This is a genomic window from Rhizobium sp. 22-785-1 (genome assembly GCF_053521965.1).
In genome coordinates, this window is sequence record NZ_JBNWDI010000002.1 from 497,410 (window position 1) to 514,179 (window position 16,770).

General features: G+C 58.6%; 16 protein-coding genes and 1 tRNA gene. 12 read left to right on the forward strand and 5 right to left on the reverse strand.

Annotated features, from left to right (window positions below):
* Positions 1-64 precede the first annotated feature (64 nt).
* Together ACQZ5M_RS07110 and nudC are read left to right on the forward strand one after the other, a co-directional pair.
* Positions 65-469 carry an HIT domain-containing protein gene (locus ACQZ5M_RS07110; RefSeq protein WP_449079323.1) on the forward strand — a complete coding sequence of 135 codons (405 nt, stop codon included), beginning with the start codon at positions 65-67 and terminating at the stop codon, positions 467-469.
* Complete coding sequence (nudC, locus tag ACQZ5M_RS07115; RefSeq protein WP_296040965.1) at positions 469-1,437, forward strand: NAD(+) diphosphatase; 969 nt, start codon at positions 469-471, stop codon at positions 1,435-1,437. Before ACQZ5M_RS07110 ends, nudC begins: the two co-directional genes overlap by 1 nt.
* Before the next feature lie 25 nt (positions 1,438-1,462).
* Here nudC and ACQZ5M_RS07120 read toward each other — a convergent pair whose 3' ends face one another.
* Both ACQZ5M_RS07120 and ACQZ5M_RS07125 read right to left on the reverse strand, forming a co-directional pair.
* A complete protein-coding gene (locus ACQZ5M_RS07120) occupies positions 1,463-2,323 on the reverse strand; it encodes a prephenate dehydratase (RefSeq protein WP_449079324.1) in 861 nt (286 codons plus the stop codon).
* A 16-nt stretch (positions 2,324-2,339) separates the two neighbouring features.
* A complete protein-coding gene (locus tag ACQZ5M_RS07125; protein ID WP_296040969.1) occupies positions 2,340-3,089 on the reverse strand; it encodes a 3-deoxy-manno-octulosonate cytidylyltransferase in 750 nt (249 codons plus the stop codon).
* Between the two features lie 149 nt (positions 3,090-3,238).
* On the opposite strand from ACQZ5M_RS07125, the gene ACQZ5M_RS07130 reads away from it, so the two are divergent.
* Positions 3,239-3,820, forward strand: coding sequence for a c-type cytochrome (locus ACQZ5M_RS07130; protein ID WP_296015874.1), 582 nt, complete (start codon positions 3,239-3,241; stop codon positions 3,818-3,820).
* 63 nt (positions 3,821-3,883) lie between these two features.
* Here ACQZ5M_RS07130 and ACQZ5M_RS07135 read toward each other — a convergent pair whose 3' ends face one another.
* The 3 genes from ACQZ5M_RS07135 to ACQZ5M_RS07145 all read right to left on the reverse strand — a co-directional run bounded on the left by ACQZ5M_RS07135 (position 3,884) and on the right by ACQZ5M_RS07145 (position 8,640).
* A complete protein-coding gene (locus ACQZ5M_RS07135; RefSeq protein WP_449079325.1) occupies positions 3,884-7,015 on the reverse strand; it encodes an efflux RND transporter permease subunit in 3,132 nt (1,043 codons plus the stop codon).
* Complete coding sequence (locus ACQZ5M_RS07140) at positions 7,012-8,301, reverse strand: efflux RND transporter periplasmic adaptor subunit (RefSeq protein ID WP_449079326.1); 1,290 nt, start codon at positions 8,299-8,301, stop codon at positions 7,012-7,014. The genes ACQZ5M_RS07135 and ACQZ5M_RS07140 overlap by 4 nt, the downstream gene beginning before the upstream one ends.
* 249 nt (positions 8,302-8,550) lie before the next feature.
* Positions 8,551-8,640, reverse strand: a tRNA-Ser gene (locus ACQZ5M_RS07145).
* A gap of 225 nt (positions 8,641-8,865) precedes the next feature.
* Here ACQZ5M_RS07145 and ACQZ5M_RS07150 point away from each other — a divergent pair.
* From ACQZ5M_RS07150 to deoC, 9 genes are all read left to right on the forward strand, one after another.
* Positions 8,866-9,183 (forward strand): hypothetical protein, encoded by a 318-nt coding sequence (locus ACQZ5M_RS07150; RefSeq protein ID WP_296015868.1) that lies wholly within the window; start codon positions 8,866-8,868, stop codon positions 9,181-9,183.
* Between the two features lie 64 nt (positions 9,184-9,247).
* Positions 9,248-9,898, forward strand: a complete 651-nt coding sequence (gene msrA / locus ACQZ5M_RS07155) for a peptide-methionine (S)-S-oxide reductase MsrA (RefSeq protein ID WP_296073906.1) — start codon at positions 9,248-9,250, stop codon at positions 9,896-9,898.
* Positions 9,899-10,112: 214 nt separating this feature from the next.
* Complete coding sequence (locus ACQZ5M_RS07160) at positions 10,113-11,105, forward strand: BMP family lipoprotein (protein WP_296015861.1); 993 nt, start codon at positions 10,113-10,115, stop codon at positions 11,103-11,105.
* A gap of 81 nt (positions 11,106-11,186) precedes the next feature.
* A complete protein-coding gene (locus ACQZ5M_RS07165; RefSeq protein WP_296016023.1) occupies positions 11,187-12,692 on the forward strand; it encodes an ABC transporter ATP-binding protein in 1,506 nt (501 codons plus the stop codon).
* Positions 12,693-12,704: 12 nt separating this feature from the next.
* Positions 12,705-13,808 (forward strand): ABC transporter permease, encoded by a 1,104-nt coding sequence (locus tag ACQZ5M_RS07170; protein ID WP_296015860.1) that lies wholly within the window; start codon positions 12,705-12,707, stop codon positions 13,806-13,808.
* Positions 13,809-13,812: 4 nt separating this feature from the next.
* Positions 13,813-14,784 carry an ABC transporter permease gene (locus ACQZ5M_RS07175; RefSeq protein ID WP_296015858.1) on the forward strand — a complete coding sequence of 324 codons (972 nt, stop codon included), beginning with the start codon at positions 13,813-13,815 and terminating at the stop codon, positions 14,782-14,784.
* A 3-nt stretch (positions 14,785-14,787) separates the two neighbouring features.
* The gene (locus ACQZ5M_RS07180) at positions 14,788-15,189 is read left to right on the forward strand and encodes a cytidine deaminase (protein ID WP_449079327.1); all 402 of its coding nucleotides are present in this window, start codon (positions 14,788-14,790) and stop codon (positions 15,187-15,189) included.
* A 1-nt stretch (position 15,190) separates the two neighbouring features.
* Positions 15,191-15,991 (forward strand): purine-nucleoside phosphorylase, encoded by an 801-nt coding sequence (locus tag ACQZ5M_RS07185; RefSeq protein WP_449079328.1) that lies wholly within the window; start codon positions 15,191-15,193, stop codon positions 15,989-15,991.
* Positions 15,992-15,993: 2 nt separating this feature from the next.
* Positions 15,994-16,767: a deoxyribose-phosphate aldolase gene (gene deoC, locus ACQZ5M_RS07190; RefSeq protein ID WP_449079329.1), complete on the forward strand. Its 774-nt coding sequence runs from the start codon at positions 15,994-15,996 to the stop codon at positions 16,765-16,767.
* Positions 16,768-16,770 lie beyond the last annotated feature (3 nt).

Genomic DNA, 16,770 nt, shown 5'->3' on the forward strand with positions numbered 1-16,770 from the left:
AAAACAGGTCACTATTGAGCGCGAACTGCGGCGCAAGACCGCAGATTATTTTAGGGAGGATGCCTTGGGCCCATTCCACCTGGACGAAAGACTGGCGCGCGACAGCGTGCTGATCACCACACTTGGCCTGTGCCAGTTGCGTCTGCAAAACGATTGCCGCTGGCCATGGGTCGTGCTGGTTCCGCAGCGAAACGATGTCAGCGAATTGTTCGATCTAACGCCGCTCGACCAGGCAGTGCTGACGTTTGAGACCAACCTCGTCGCCTCGGCGCTGAAAGAGGTGACGGGAGCGGTCAAAATCAATGTCGGCGCTCTTGGAAACATCGTTCGCCAGCTCCATGTCCATATCATCGCTCGCAACGAGGGCGACCCCTGCTGGCCGGGACCGATCTGGGGACAAGGAACCCCTGTCCCTTATGCGGAACGTGACAAGCAGGATTTCATCAAGAAACTGGCTGGCGCACTCTGATGACTTCACATCGCATTTTCGAGACCACCTCGCCGCATCCCGAACCGTCCGCTCTCACCGCATTCGCCCAGAACGATCTTGAGCGGCTTGCCGAAAACCGCAACGAGACCTGCGTGGCCGACGCCCTCAAGGTAGAGGGGATGCATCTTCTTGCCTTTGCCGGTAACAAGCTGATCCTCAAGCATGACGATCAGGTTCTCGACCCGTTGTTTGCCGCTTACGAGCTGGCAGAACTGGAGCCCGATTTCGAGCAGGCGATCCTGCTCGGCTACAAGCAGAATGGCGAGCCGCGTATCGCTGTCCCGGTCAAGGTGGCAGAAGACACGCTTGCCAGCCATTACAAGGCAGCAGACGCGCGTACGCTGTACCGTGATCAGCTGATCGGCGAAGAACTCTTGGGCGAGGTGGCGCAAGCCGTCAGCCTGGTGAACTGGAACGCCGACAATCGCTTCTGCGGTCGATGCGCCGGTCAGATGGAGCTTCGCATCGGCGGCTACAAGCGAATCTGTTCCGGCTGCGGACATACCATCTTTCCGCGCACCGATCCCGTCGTCATCATGTTGACGATCGATCTGGAGCGGGATCTCTGCCTGCTCGGTCGCGGCGCGCATTTTCCGCCGGGCATGTATTCCTGCCTGGCAGGCTTCGTGGAGCCGGGGGAGACGATCGAAAACGCCGTGCGTCGCGAGACGCGGGAAGAATCCGCCATTCAGGTGGGACGCGTTCGCTACCATGCCTCACAGCCATGGCCGATGCCACACACGCTGATGATCGGCTGCTTTGCCGAAGCGCTGTCCTTCGATATCAGCCGGGACGACGCCGAATTGGAGGATTGCCGCTGGTTTACCCGCGCGGAAGTGGCGGAACTTCTGCAGATGACAGGGGCAAATGGCCAGTTGCCGCCTCCGAAAGGCGCCATCGCCCATCGGCTGATGCGCGATTGGATCGAGTGGGACGGGGCGGCCTAAGCCTCCCCGCCCGCCCACGCAAAAGTCAGACGGTGTTGAATTTTCCGCGCATCGCATGGCCCTTGTAAACGCCGAGAATGCGGACCTTCTCAGAGAAGAACCTTAGCTCTTCCAGTGCATGGCGCACGGCTTCGTCTTCCGGATGCCCTTCGATATCCGCATAGAACTGTGTTGCGACGAATTTGCCACCGATCTGGTAACTTTCGAGCTTCGTCATGTTGATTCCGTTGGTGGCAAAGCCGCCCATGGCCTTGTAGAGCGCTGCCGGAATATTGCGCACATTGAAGACGAAGGTGGTGACAATCAAATCCTGCGCAGACGTCCGCTTCACCCATTGCTCATCGCGCGAGAGCACGACGAAACGGGTGACATTGTTTTCCGAATCCTCGACGTTTTCGGCGATGATATCGAGACCGTAGAGCGAGGAGGCCAAACGCGGCGCAAGGGCCGCCATGGTCCGATCACCCTTTTCCGACACCAGTTTCGCGGCACCGGCGGTATCGCCTGCGACAATCGCCTTCCAGCCATTGGAGCGAATGATCTTGCGGCACTGCCCAAGCGCGTGGATGTGGCTGTGAACCGTCTTGATCTCGTCCTTTTCGACACCAGGCAGCACCATCAGCTGAAAACGGATCGGCATGAAATATTCGCCAATGATATGAAGGCGCGATTCCGGCAGGAGGTGGTGGATATCTGCCACGCGTCCGGCCAGCGTGTTCTCGATCGGGATCATGGCGAGATCGGCTTCACCATTTTCAAGCGCGTTGAACGCATCTTCAAAGGTCGGGCAAGGCAGCGGATCCATATCCGGAAAGACATCCCGGCAGGCCATGTCGGAATTTGCGCCGTAGTCGCCCTGAAAGGCAATGCGATTGCTGCTGGTCATGGTGCGATCTTCAATTCTATCTGTTGGCAAGGATTTTGCGGGCCATTTCGAGCTGCGGCTGCGTGTCGACACCAAGCGGAACCGAATGGACGATTTCCACGTCGATGCGCATTCCCGCTTCCAGCGCGCGCAATTGTTCAAGGCTTTCACGAAGCTCAAGAACAGACGGCTTCATCGACACGAATTTCTCCAGCGCCGCACGCCTGTAGGTGTAAAGCCCGATGTGGTGATAGAGCGGACCGTTGCCGTAAGGTGCGGTCGCCCGGGTGAAATAAAGAGCACGAAGACGGGTCTCGGAAACAGGGCTACCGACGATCTTGACGATGCTCGGATTGGTCTTTTCATCCTCGTCGGTGATCGGCACGGTCAGCGTGGCGATATCGACATCCGGATCGTCCATGGGCAGAAGCGAGGCGCGAATCGTTTCCGGCTCGATGGTCGGAAGGTCGCCTTGAACATTGATGACGAACTCGGCGCGACCGTCCGGATCGGCTTTCTGCAAGGCTTCATAGATGCGATCGGAACCGGATTGATGATCATGACGCGTCATGATGACATCGAAACCGGCATCGTTGACGGCCTGAAAAACGCGCTCATCATCGACCGCAACGACGATGCGTTCGGCACCGGCTTCGCGGGCGCGCATGGCAACCTGAACGATCATCGGCTTGCCGTTTATATCGGCCAGAGGTTTGCCCGGAAGGCGGGTCGAGGCCATTCGCGCGGGAATAAGCACGATGGCTTTTTCGAAATTTCGATTATTCATCCGACACCCTTCAAATTCCGCCGGAAAAGTGGCAATACGTCACGGGGCGGAGAGCATATTCAAGTTGCGCAGGCTGTGCAAAAGCCATAGCTTTCACGCAATTTCAAGATGCCCGTTTCAAGCAAACGGTTGTGAGGGAGCGCAAATCAATGAATTCACGGGTTAACATGGCGGTCGGTGCCCTTCTTGGCACGGTCTTCGTCCTTATGACGGTATCGATAGCGTCGGACGGGATTTTTCATTCCGCTGCCCCGGAAAAGGAAGGCTATACGATCGTTGCGGAGACATCCGGTGGCGAGGCCGCTGGGGGCGCTGCCGAGGCACCTGCAACGCCGATTGCCAAGCTTCTTGCAACTGCAGACGCCGCCAAGGGCGAAACCGTTTTCAAGAAATGCACGAGCTGTCACACCGGGGACAAGGGTGGCCCCAACAAAGTCGGCCCTAACCTTTACGACGTCGTCAACCGCCCGATCGCAAGCCATGAAGGCTTCAGCTATTCCGCGGGCATGAAAGACTTCTCCAAGGGCAGCTCCGAGAAGTGGGATTACGACCACCTCAGCTACTTCATTGAAGCGCCCAAGAAGCATGTGCCGGGCACCGCGATGGGCTTTGCCGGCATCAAGAAGGAAACCGAGCGTGCCGACCTGATCGCCTATCTGCGCACCCTTTCCGACAATCCGGCCCCGCTGCCCGATCCCAATGCACCGGCAGCACCGATGCCAACGAACTGAGCACGTCCGATTTCTTAAAAGCCTGGGAAACCGGGCTTTTTTTGTCTCTACTGATCTGCATCATCACGCAGCCGCTTTGTTTGGCTTGCTATGGATTTCAGTATTGACCTCATGCGCAACCTTGTGACGCCTTGAGAACAGCCGACCGACACCCCGGCCTGCCCGCTCCATCTCGACGAAAATGACGGGGGTGATGAAGAGCGTCAGAACCTGCGACACCAGCAGGCCACCAACCACGGCAATGCCGAGCGGCTGGCGCAGCTCCGAACTGGCACCGGAGCCGAGTGCGATCGGCAGCGCACCGAGAAGCGCGCAGAAGGTCGTCATCATAATCGGGCGGAAACGGCGCACGCAGGCCTCGTGGATGGCAACCGCCGCCTCTTCCCCCTTGCAGCGCATATTGTCGACCGCCACATCGATCATCATGATCGCGTTCTTCTTGACGATACCGATCAGCATCAAGAGACCGATAAGGGCGATGATGGAGAAATCCATCCCCATGATTTCCAGCGCCAGCAGCGCGCCAAAGGCCGCTGCCGGCAGGCCCGACAGAATGGTGAGCGGGTGGATGAAGCTTTCATAGAGAACGCCAAGCACCACATAGATCGTCAGCACCGCCGCCAGGATCAGCAGCCCGGTATTGCCCTGAGACTGCTGGAAGATCGCTGCCGTACCGCCATAGGTGGTGAAGACGTCCGCAGGCAGATCGATCTGCGTCTTGATCTGGTCGATCCGTTGCATGGCCTGGCTGAGCGAAACGCCGTCCGGCAGGTTGAACGAAATGGTGGTCGAGACAAGCTGCCCGGTCTGGTTGATGGTGACGGGTGCCGGCTTGCGCTCCACTGAGGCAAAGTTCGACAGCGGCACCAGGGTGTTCGTCTTGGTGGAGAGGATATTGATGTCGCGCAGGAAATCATCCGTCCAAGGCTTGGAGCGATCGAACTCAACGATCACGTTGTAGCTGTTGCCGGTCGATTGAATCTGCGCGGCGTCATATCCGCCAAAGGCCATCTCCAGCGTCTTGCGCAGCTGATCATTGGTGATGCCGTAGGCCGCAGCCTTTTCCGAATCGACCACGATGGTTGCGGCAATCGCGCCGTTCTGCGCGTCGGATGTAACGGATGTGAAGGTCGGATCCTTGCGCATCTGGTCCATCAGTTTGCCCGACCAGGTGCTCGTGGCATCGGCGCTCAAGCCCTGCACCACAAGCTGATACTGCGAGGCGGAGCTGCGTCCACCGAAGCGCAGGCTCTGTTGAGGCGTAATGTAGGTCCTGATGCCCGGGATCTTGGCGGTCGCCTTCGTCAGCTCCGCCAACGTCTGCGATAGCGGCTCTCTGATTTCCTTCGCCTTCAACTGCACGAACATGGAGCCGTTATTGAGCGGGCTGCGAGAGTTACCGCCGACGATGGAGGTTAGGTGCAGAACTGCGGGATTGGCGCGGATCGCCGCCGCCACCTGATTCTGCAGATCGTTCATGGCCGCATAGGAGATATCCTCACGGGCGCGGGTCGAGACCGATAGCTGGCCAATGTCTTCCTGAGGGAAGAAGCTGGACGGCAGGGTCCAGAACAGCAGGCCGGATGCGGCTACAGAGCCGAGGAAGCACAGAAGAACAAAGCCGCGATGACGCAGGCACCACCCGACGGACCGGTCATAGACGGCAAGTGTGCGATCAAAGCCGGCATTGAACCAGCGGATTATCGCTGGCGGCCTCGACGAATGCGACGACAGGCGCGAGGCGAGCATGGGCGTGACCGTCAAGGACACCAACGTCGATGCCATGATTGCAAGCGTCACGACCATGCCGAATTCGTTGAACAGGCGACCGACCACCCCACCCATCAGGAGAATAGGGATGAACACTGCAACAAGCGAAATCGACATCGATAGAATCGTCGAGCTGACTTCCTCGGCACCTTTCAGCGCCGCCTCGCGCATGGGAAGGCCCTCTTCATGCAGGCGCAGAATGTTCTCCAGCATGACGATCGCATCATCCACCACCAGGCCGACCGACAATGTCAGCCCGAGAAGCGAAATATTGTCGATACTATAACCGAGGACATACATGGCGCCGAAAGCGGCAATCAGCGACAGGGGAACGGCAAGGCCGGGAATGATGGTCGCCGTCAGGTGGCCGGTAAAGAGATAGATGACCAGAACGACAAGAGCGATCGTCAGGAGGAGCGTGAACTGAACGTCGGATACTGCATCCTTGATGGCAACCGACGTGTCGTTCATCACATGAATGTTGATCGAGGGCGGCAATTGCTCGCGTAGCGCCGGCAGCTTGTCCTGAATGGCTTTCACCACATCGACGGTGTTGGCATCCGACTGGCGCTGGACCGCGAGAATGATGGCAGGCTCGCCATCGAACGAGCTGCCCGAATCCGGGTTATCCACGCCATCCTGCACATTGGCGACATCGCCCAAATGGACCGGCGCGCCGTTTGCGGTCGCGATGACCAGCGACTTGAACTCGTCCGCGTTGGTTCTTTGCGTATCGGCATCGATCGTCAGGCGCTGGCTCTGATTTTGTAGCGCACCGACAGGCACCTGATTATTGGCTTGGGCGATCGCTGTCGTGACCGTATCGACACCGATGTTACGCGCTTGCAAGAGAGAGGGCTCAAGACCCACCCGTACCGCATAGGTCTTGGCACCATAGATGCTGACCTGCGCTACGCCTGAAATGGTGGACAGCAGCGGCGAAATCACGTTCTCCGCAATATCGTCCACTTTGCTGGCCGGCATCTCCTTGCTGTTGACGGCAAGAAGCAGAACCGGCGCATCCGCCGGGTTGGTTTTCCGATAACTCGGCGCTGTCGTCATATTGCTCGGCAACTGGCGCTGCGCGCGCGAAATAGCCGCCTGCACGTCCGCAGCCGCGGCATCAATATCGCGATTCAGATCGAACTGGATGACGATGGAGGTGTTGCCGAGGGTATTGCTCGCGCTGATTTCGCTGATGCCGGGGATCGTTTCGAACTGCTTGACGAGCGGCGTCGTGACCGACGTCGCCATGGTTTCCGGCGAAGCGCCGGACAGCGACGCCGATACGTTGATCGTCGGAAAATCCACCTTCGGGAGGGCGGCCACAGGCAGAAGCCTGTAACCCGCAAAGCCAGCGAGCGTCAGTCCGATTGCAAGGAGAATGGTAGCAACGGGCCGATGAATACAAAAGCGCGCAATCACTGGGCATTCTCCGCGGCAGGAGCAATCTGGGCGACTTTGTTTGCCTGATCGGCCGTGGCTCTCGGCGTGTCGACCACCGTCTGCCCGTCCGTCAGCTCCGACTGACCTTCCACGATGATTTTTTGACCGACCGAGATACCGCCGGCAATGGCGGTCATGTCACCGTTCGAGCGGGCGACCTCGACGGGCGTGACGTGAACCTTATGATTGTCATCTACCGTGTAGACGAACGACCCACTTGCGCCTGCTCTCAAGGCGACCGTCGGGATGACGATCTGCCTCTGATTGGACTGGAAGTGGACGGTGACATTGGCAGACTGGCCTGGCCAGACCAGACCCTTGTCGTTCTTGAACTCGGCCTTGACGAGCACTGTACCTGAGGCCTGATCGACAGAGTTGTCGAACAGTGCAAGCTTGCCCAAGACGGGCGTTCCGCCTGTCGCAACCGGATCGATATCAACCGTCGCTCCATTTTTCAGCCCTTCATGGAGTTGCGTCAAATAGCGTTGCGGCAGCCGGAACTGCATGAAGATCGGGTCGTAGCGGGTGATGCTGACAATCGTCACGCCAGCACTGAGATAGGCGCCGGGGCTGATAGTGATGATCCCGAGACGGCCATTATAGGGCGCACGGATTTCCGTATCCTCAAGGATCGCCTGGTCTGATTGGAGGGTCGCCTTGTCGGCATCGACCTTGGCTGCAGCGGAATCGCGTGTCGCACGGGCCTGCTCCAGCACCTGTTGGGATTCAGCACTCTGCCTGGCAAGCGCGGAAGCGCGATCGAAGGCAGCTTGCGCCTGGGCGACGCTTGCCAGATCGGCGGCGATATTGGCCTTGTCCTTGGCAACGGCGGCGCTGGCGGATCGATCGTCCATCTTGACGATGAGATCGCCAGCCTTCACCTCCTGGCCGCTTGTGGCTGCGACCGAGGACACCGTGCCTTGCTCGCGTGGGGCAATATTGGTGGAATCCGCTGCCACGGCCCAGCCTGTCGCCTCGACATCCATCGGCAGTGTCGCTTCTTCTACAGCGATGGTGGAGACCGCCGGTGGCCCGCCATTGCGACGACCGCCACCTTGGACCCTGGAATGATCACGCCCACCACCAGGCTGCGCTTCGGCACCCTTACCCTCGGGCTTGCCGTCTGCGTTGGAAGCAATGCGCGTCGCCTGCCCATGCGACGCAACGAAGGGCAGCGATTTCACATAGGGAATGGAGTCGCGGAACGGCCAAGCGGCCACAGCGGCGACAACGACAATGCTGACGAGTATCCAGAGCTTTTTCATGCGGGCGATCCGACTAGGAGAGAAGGCCGCGACACGCCACCGTACCGGAGAGACCTTGCAGGATCAGGAAACATCATCTCACGGCAAAATCACCTTAAGTTTTGGTAATATGGACAAAGTTTAATTTTGGGGAATCGGGATCAGATCACACTCTTGGGCTGACTTGATGGGGCGCTGAGCAACGATACCGGAGAGCAGCGGGCTTCCAGATGTCAGATCTAAAATGGTCGGAAAATTATTGTTGTGAGATGGCGGACAGGGTGGGATTCGAACCCACGGTACGCTTTCACGCACACACGCGTTCCAGGCGTGCGCCTTAAACCACTCGGCCACCTGTCCTTCATTACAATCTGCATGTTTTGGGAAATGCAAATCACTGGAACGGCGCGATATATACCGATGAATTCGCCGCGATCAACCCGATTCTGACAGTTTTTTAAAATGTCTGTGAAAAGGCTGGTTACGGGGAGATTGCAAACCACGCTCGCGGACCTTATCCAGAACCTAGAGAATGTCGTCTCAAAGGCGGCTGTCCCGTTTTAACGTGTGCCGGGGAGTCCTGCCATGAAAGCATTGTTGCGGTTTTTCAGCTTCCTGCTTCTTCTATGCGCCATCGCTGTCGGCGTCTTCGATTCCATCCGTTCGGTTTCGACTTCGTCCATCGATCTTTTAAGCTTTCGCGAAGGCTGGGCTGAGGTTTTTCCTTCCTCGCTCGCCATGGCAGAAAGCATGACGGCACACTATATTCATCCGGAAGCGTGGCGCTGGATCGAAAACGGCTTGGATGCCGTCCCTGCCTTCGCGGTTCTCCTTGGTCTCTCTCTGCTGTCATGGATGGCGGGTTACAGGAAGCCAAGACCGCATGGTCGTTTTGCGGCCTGACGATACCAGCATCCCGCACGGCAAATGACCGGAGCGCGGCGCCGATCGCCGCAGGGAGACTGCAATGTTTGGATTCGACACTCTTTCCAAGAAGACCGTTATGCCAACACCTGAAACCGCGATTGCGGGTCGCGACGAGGCGGTCGCTGTCCCAGAGCATCATTTCGTCAATGGCAGAAGCCTGAAAGGGCCATACCCCGAAGGCCTGGAGACGATCTATCTGGGGATGGGCTGTTTCTGGGGCGCGGAGCGGCTGTTCTGGAAGACACCCGGCGTCTACGTGACGGCTGTCGGCTACTCCGGCGGCATTACCCGCAACCCCCTTTATCAGGAAACGACAACAGGCCTGACCGGCCACGCGGAAGTGGTCAAGGTCGTCTACGATCCCTCGCAAGTGACGCTTGCCCAGCTTCTGAAGATATTCTTCGAGGAACATGACCCGACGCAGGGCATGCGCCAGGGCAACGATGTCGGCACCACATATCGTTCGGTGATCTATACGACGAATGATGCGCAACTTGCCGAGGCCAAGGCGGCCCGCGATGTCTTCCAGCAGTCGTTGGAGGCTGCGGGGCATCGTCCGAAGATCACCACCGAAATCGAGCCGCTGGATATCTTCTATTACGCCGAGGACTATCATCAGCAATATCTGGCCAAAAACCCTGGCGGCTATTGCGGGTTGAGGGGTACCGGAGTGACCTGCAACATCGCCTAGTTGTGCAGCAACTGCCCGGCGGAAGAGATTAAAAAACCACCAGAAAAGAGGTTTTCCACCGGGCAAAAAAAACGGGTGAATTTTTCTTACAGCCGTGCAAGGATACTCCCCACGCTCAGCCTTATGGGCTGGCTTTTCCGCAGAACATGCCCAGCATAAGGGCTTGCGGGAGGACCCTTTTTATAAAATTAAACTGCAACAACAGGGCTGCAAAATGAAAAAATCCCTTCTGACGCTTTTCGCGCTTGCTGCGATGTCGGCTTCCGCTTTGGCTGCGGATATCAAGCCTGCACTGGTCTACGGAACGGGCGGCAAGTTCGACAAGTCGTTCAACGAGGCTGCCGCTGCAGGTGCCGAGAAGTTCAAGGCTGAAACAGGCACAGAGTTCCGCGATTTCGAGCCGACCAGCGATACGCAGGGCGAGCAGGCGATCCGTAACTTTGCAAGCCGCGGCTTCAACCCGGTTGTTGCCGTGTCGTTTGCATGGACCTCCGCCATGGAGAAAGTGGCTGCTGAGTTTCCCGACACCAAGTTCGTGATCGTCGACTCCGTTGTCGACCTGCCGAACGTCCGCTCGGTCGTCTACAAGGAAGAAGAAGGCTCCTACCTCGTCGGGCTTCTTGCTGGCATGGCTTCCAAGACCGGCAAGGTCGGCTTCATCGGCGGCATGGACATTCCTCTAATCCGCAAGTTCGCCTGCGGTTATGCCCAGGGCGCCAAGGCAGCCAACGACAAGATCGAAGTCTTCCAGAACATGACCGGCACGACGGGTGCAGCATGGAACGACCCGGTGCGTGGCGGTGAGCTCACCAAGAACCAGATCGACCAGGGCGCGGACGTGATTTACGCGGCAGCCGGTGCGACGGGTCTTGGCGTTCTGCAGACTGCAGCCGACAACAAGAAGTTCTCGATCGGCGTCGATTCCAACCAGAACCATCTTCATCCGGGCTCCGTTCTGACCTCGATGGTCAAGCGCGTCGATCTCGCCGTCTACAATGCGTTCAAGGACGTCAAGGACGACAAGTTCACCGCTGGCGTCAACGCGCTCGGCGTCAAGGAAGATGGCGTGGCTTATGCTGTCGATGACAACAACAAGGCTCTGATCACGCCTGAAATGGCGGCTGCAGCCGATAAGGCGAAGGCCGATATCATTTCCGGCGCCGTCAAGGTTCACGACTACATGTCGGACAATTCCTGCCCGAAATGATATGATATTTGACTGGGGCGCATGATGTTTTCATCTTGCGCCCTTTTCATATCCAGCCTTCGGAGAGGTTTCGGTTTGAGTATGAACCCTGCAATCGAGCTCGTGGGCATCGACAAGAAATTCGGTGCCGTTCACGCCAATAAAAATATCAATCTGACCGTTGCCAAGGGTACGATCCACGGGATCATCGGGGAAAACGGTGCTGGCAAGTCGACCCTGATGTCGATCCTCTACGGCTTCTACCAGGCCGATTCCGGTGAAATCCGCGTCAACGGCAAGCCCGTTGCCATCAAGGACAGCCAGGCAGCCATCGACGCCGGTATCGGCATGGTGCATCAGCACTTCATGCTGGTCGAGAATTTCTCCGTGCTGGAAAATGTCATGCTCGGTGCGGAAGGCGGTGCGCTTCTGTCCAAGGGCACGGCCGCTGTGCGCAAAGAGCTGAAGCGTCTGGAAGATGAGTATGGCCTAGAGGTCAACCCGGATGCAATCATCGAGGATTTGCCGGTCGGTCTTCAACAGCGCGTGGAAATCCTGAAAGCGATGTATCGCGGCGCCGAGATCCTGATCCTCGACGAGCCAACGGGCGTTTTGACGCCTGCGGAGGCCGACCATCTGTTCAAAATTCTGAGCGTGTTGCGCGACCAGGGCAAGACGGTCATCCTCATTACCCACAAGCTGCGGGAAATCATGGCGATCACCGACGAGGTATCCGTCATGCGCCGCGGAGAGATGGTAGCGACGCGCAAGACGTCTGAAACCACGGTCGAGGAACTAGCCGAGTTGATGGTCGGTCGCCGGGTTTTGCTTCGGGTGGAAAAGGGCGAAGCCAACCCTGGCGATGTTCTTTTCTCGGTTCGTAACCTGACGGTTAAAGACAGCCGTGGCGTGACGATGGTGGACAATGTGTCCTTCGATGTCCGCGCTGGCGAGATCGTCGGCATTGCAGGTGTTGCCGGAAACGGCCAGTCCGAACTCCTGGAAGCCATCGCCGGTATCCGAAAGCCGCATTCAGGTGATATTCTGATCAATGGCAAGCAGGTGGAGAAGGTCGACCCGGCTATCCTGCGTCAGCTCGGTCTAGCCCACATTCCCGAAGACCGGCACCATATGGGCCTGGTTCTAAAATTCGAGGAATATGAGAACTCCATTCTCGGCTACCATCGTGATGAACGATACGGCAAAGGTCCATTTCTCGATCCGGAAGCGATCCGCAAGGATGCTGCCGAAAAGATCGAGAAATACGATATACGCCCGCCGAACGCCCGGCTGAAGACCGCGAATTTTTCCGGCGGCAATCAGCAGAAAATCGTGGTTGCGCGTGAGATCGAGCGCGATCCGAGCATGCTGATTATCGGTCAGCCGACGCGTGGCGTCGATATCGGTGCCATCGAATTCATTCATCGTCGCATCATCGACATGCGCGATGCTGGCAAGGCGATCCTGCTTGTGTCCGTCGAGCTGGATGAGATCCGTTCGCTTTCGGATCGCATTCTAGTCATGTTCGCGGGTCGGGTTGTCGGAGAAAAGACGGCGGAAGCCGAAGAACAGACGCTTGGCCTGATGATGGCCGGCATTGCCGCATAAGGCCAAATACATATGAGTACAGCTTCCGTACCCCTTCCCGGTTGGATCAATTACGGCCTCCTGCCGTTTCTGAACCTCCTGACCGCCTTTTTCATCTCGGGCCTCGTCGTCTGGTCGATCGGCGAAGATCCCTTCGCTGCTCTTCGTCTGCTGATCGAAGGTGCGCTTGGACGCGGTGACGCCATCGGCTTCACCCTGTTCTACACGACGAGCTTCATCTTCACCGGCCTATCGGTCGCTGTCGCCTTCCATGCCGGGCTGTTCAACATCGGCTCGGAAGGCCAGGCCTATATCGGCGGTCTGGGTGCTGCACTCGTAGCGCTGACGCTCGATCGTTACGTTCCCTGGTATGTGACGATGCCGTTTGCCGTGATCGGCGCGGCACTCTTCGGCGCGGCATGGGCGTTCATCCCCGGCTGGCTGCAGGCCAAACGCGGCAGCCACGTGGTTATCACCACCATCATGTTCAACTTCATCGCTGCAGCCCTGATGGTGTATCTCCTCGTCAACGTGCTGATCGTGCCGGGCAAGATGGCGCCGGAGACACGCACCTTTCTTCCGGGCGGGCAGTTGCCGAAGCTCGACTGGCTGATGGCACTCTTCGGGCTCAAGCTCGGTCCTGCGCCTTTCAACGTGTCTTTTATCATCGCGCTCGTCATGGCGTTTCTGGTGTGGGTGCTGATCTGGCGCACTAAGCTAGGCTATGAGATGCGCACACTCGGCATCAGCCCTTCGGCTGCCGTCTACGCCGGTATTCCCTATTCACGCACGGTCATCATCGCCATGCTGATCTCCGGCGGTCTGGCAGGCATGATGGCACTGAACCCGGTCATGGGGGCGTCCGCGCGCCTTCAGGTGGAGTTCGTGGCCGGTGCCGGTTTCGTCGGGATTGCCGTGTCGCTGATGGGCAGAAGCCATCCGCTCGGGATCGTCTTTGCGGCACTACTCTTCGGCATTCTCTATCAGGGCGGCGCGGACCTTTCGTTCGAAATGCCCAACATTACCCGCGAGATGATCGTCGTCATCCAGGGTCTGGTGATCCTGTTTGCCGGTGCCCTCGAATATATGTATCGCCCCGCGCTTGTGCGCATCTACCAAAACTTTGTGAAGAGGTAAGGCCATGGAAACCTTCGACATGCTGGTCAGCATTCTCGGTTCGACCGTGCGCCTGACCATTCCGCTGTTGTTTACCGCGCTTGCCGGCCTGTTTTCCGAACGCGCCGGCGTGTTCGATATTGGCCTGGAAGGCAAGATGCTGGCGGCCGCCTTCGCATCCGCTTGCGTTGCCTATCTGACCAAAGACCCGTGGGCGGGGCTTGCCGCCGGTGTCGGCATCTCGATCTTCTTCTCGCTGGTGCATGGCTTTGCCGTCATTACCAATCGCGGCAACCAGATCGTCTCCGGCGTCGCCCTGAACTTCGTCGCTGCCGGTCTCACCGTCGTTCTCGGCCAGGCCTGGTTCGGCCAGGGTGGGCGCACGCCGCAGATCACCGGCGAAGGCCGCTTCACGCCGATCATTCTGCCAGGTGCGGACATGATGCGCGACGTGCCCTTCATCGGTCCGCTTTATGCCAACGTGATTTCCGGCAACAATATCCTGACCTATCTCGCCTTCCTCGCGGTGCCGATTTCCTGGTGGGTGCTTTACCGCACGCGCTTCGGTCTTCGCCTGCGTGCTGTCGGTGAGAACCCGGGTGCCGTCGATACGGCTGGCATTTCGGTGGCATGGATGCGCTTCCGCGCCGTCATCGTCGCCGGTTTCCTGTGCGGCTTCGCCGGTACCTACCTTGCCGTGGCCCAATCGGCCGCCTTCATCGCCAACATGTCCGCCGGCAAGGGCTATATCGCACTGGCAGCGCTCATCTTCGCCAAGTGGAAACCCGTCCCGGTCATGTTCGCCTGCCTGCTGTTCGGCTTTCTCGATGCGATGGCGAACTTCATGCAAGGTAAGGCAATCCCCGGTATTGGCGAAGTGCCGGTGCAGATCTTCCAGGCGCTGCCATATATCCTCACCTGCATTCTGCTTGCCGGTTTCATCGGCGTCGCAAAACCGCCGAAGGCCGGTGGCGTTGCCTACTCCAAGGAGCGTTGATTGATGCTGAACGAACCGACGACACATGCGCTCTTCGAAGCCGCCCGTGAGGCCATGGGCTTTGCCCACGCGCCCTACTCGAAGTTTCCGGTAGGCGCTGCCATCCGTGCCGAAGATGGCAAGGTCTATAAGGGTGCCAATATCGAGAACCTGTCCTTCCCACAGGGTTGGTGCGCGGAGCCTACCGCCATCAGTGCCATGGTGATGGGCGGCGCAAGGCAGATCAAGGAGATCGCCGTCATCGCCGAGAAGCTGGCGCTTTGCCCGCCCTGCGGTGGTTGTCGCCAGAAGATCGCCGAATTCGCAAGCGCCGACACGAAGGTCTATCTCTGCGACGAGACCGGCGTGCAGAAGGTGATGACCATGGACGAGCTCCTGCCCTTCAGCTTCAAGACCGAGTTGTAAGATGGATCACGCGATCATCGACGTACTGGTCGAACGGCTGAATGGCCTTGTACCACGCACCGCCATCGTGCTCGGTTCAGGCCTCGGTGCGCTGGTGGACGAAGTGACCGACCCGATCCGCATTCCCTATGGGGATATTCCAGGCTTTCCGGAAAGTGCCGTCTCCGGCCATGCAGGTGAGTTGGTCGCGGGTTATCTTGGTGGCCAGCCGGTCATCATGCTGTCAGGGCGCGTTCATTATTATGAAAAGGGCGATGCGTCCGCCATGCGCCCGGCAATCGAGGCACTGGCCGGCATCGGCGTCCAGTCGCTGATCCTCACCAATTCGGCGGGCTCGGTCCGACAGGACATGCCGCCCGGCTCGGTGATGCAGATTACCGATCACATCAACTATTCGGGCATGAACCCGCTGATCGGCGAGGAGAGCGACAAGCGCTTCGTCGGCATGACCAGCGCTTACGATGCGGATTTGACGCTTGCCATGCGCAATGCGGCGATCCGTGCAACCGTCCCGCTGTTTTCCGGCGTCTATATGTGGTTTTCCGGCCCAAGCTTCGAAACGCCCGCCGAAATTCGCATGGCGCGCACGCTTGGTGCCGATGCTGTGGGCATGTCCACCGTACCGGAAGTGATCCTTGCGCGCTTTTTCGGGATGCGCGTTGCCGCTGCTTCCGTTATTACCAATTACGGTGCCGGAATGACCGGCGCCGAACTGAGCCATGACGAGACCAAGGATATGGCTCCGATCGGCGGCAAACGTCTTGCCGCTGTTTTAACGGAAATGATTTCGGGAGGAAACTGAGCATGGAACTTCAGCGCCCGCGCGAAGCAGCCAGCCTCGCCTTGTCCTTGCTAGACCTGACCAATCTGAAAGACGATTGCACGCCAGGGCAGATTGCAAGCCTCTGCCAGAGAGCCCATACCCAGTTTGGCAACACGGCGGCCATCTGCATCTGGCCGCGCTTCGTCGCCCAGGCGCGTGCGGCCTTCGGCAACAACCATTCGATCCGCATCGCGACCGTCGTGAATTTTCCGTCCGGCGATCTTGATGTCGCCACCGTCGTCGCGGAAACCGAGCGCGCCATCGCCGACGGTGCAGATGAAATCGATCTGGTCATTCCCTATCGCAAGTTCATCGCAGGCGATGAAGCCGCGGTGACGGAGATGGTGGCGGCAGTTCGCCAAGCTTGCCCCGAGCCGATCCTGCTGAAAGTCATCCTTGAAACCGGCGAGTTGAAGGACAAGACCCTTATCCGTCGCGGCAGCGAGATTGCCATCGCCGAAGGCGCTGATTTCATCAAGACTTCCACCGGCAAGGTGGCCGTCAACGCCACGCTTGAGGCGGCAGACATCATGCTGCAGGTGATCCGCGATAGCAGGAAGAAGGTTGGCTTCAAGCCTGCTGGGGGGATCGGCACGGTTGCCGATGCGACGCTTTATCTGCGTCTGGCAGAAACCATCATGCAGCCCAACTGGGCGATGCCCTCCACCTTCCGCTTCGGCGCCTCCAGCCTGCTGGATGATGTTTTGAATGTGCTAGCGGGTGGAGAGCCAGCCAAAGCTGCCACCGGATATTGACGC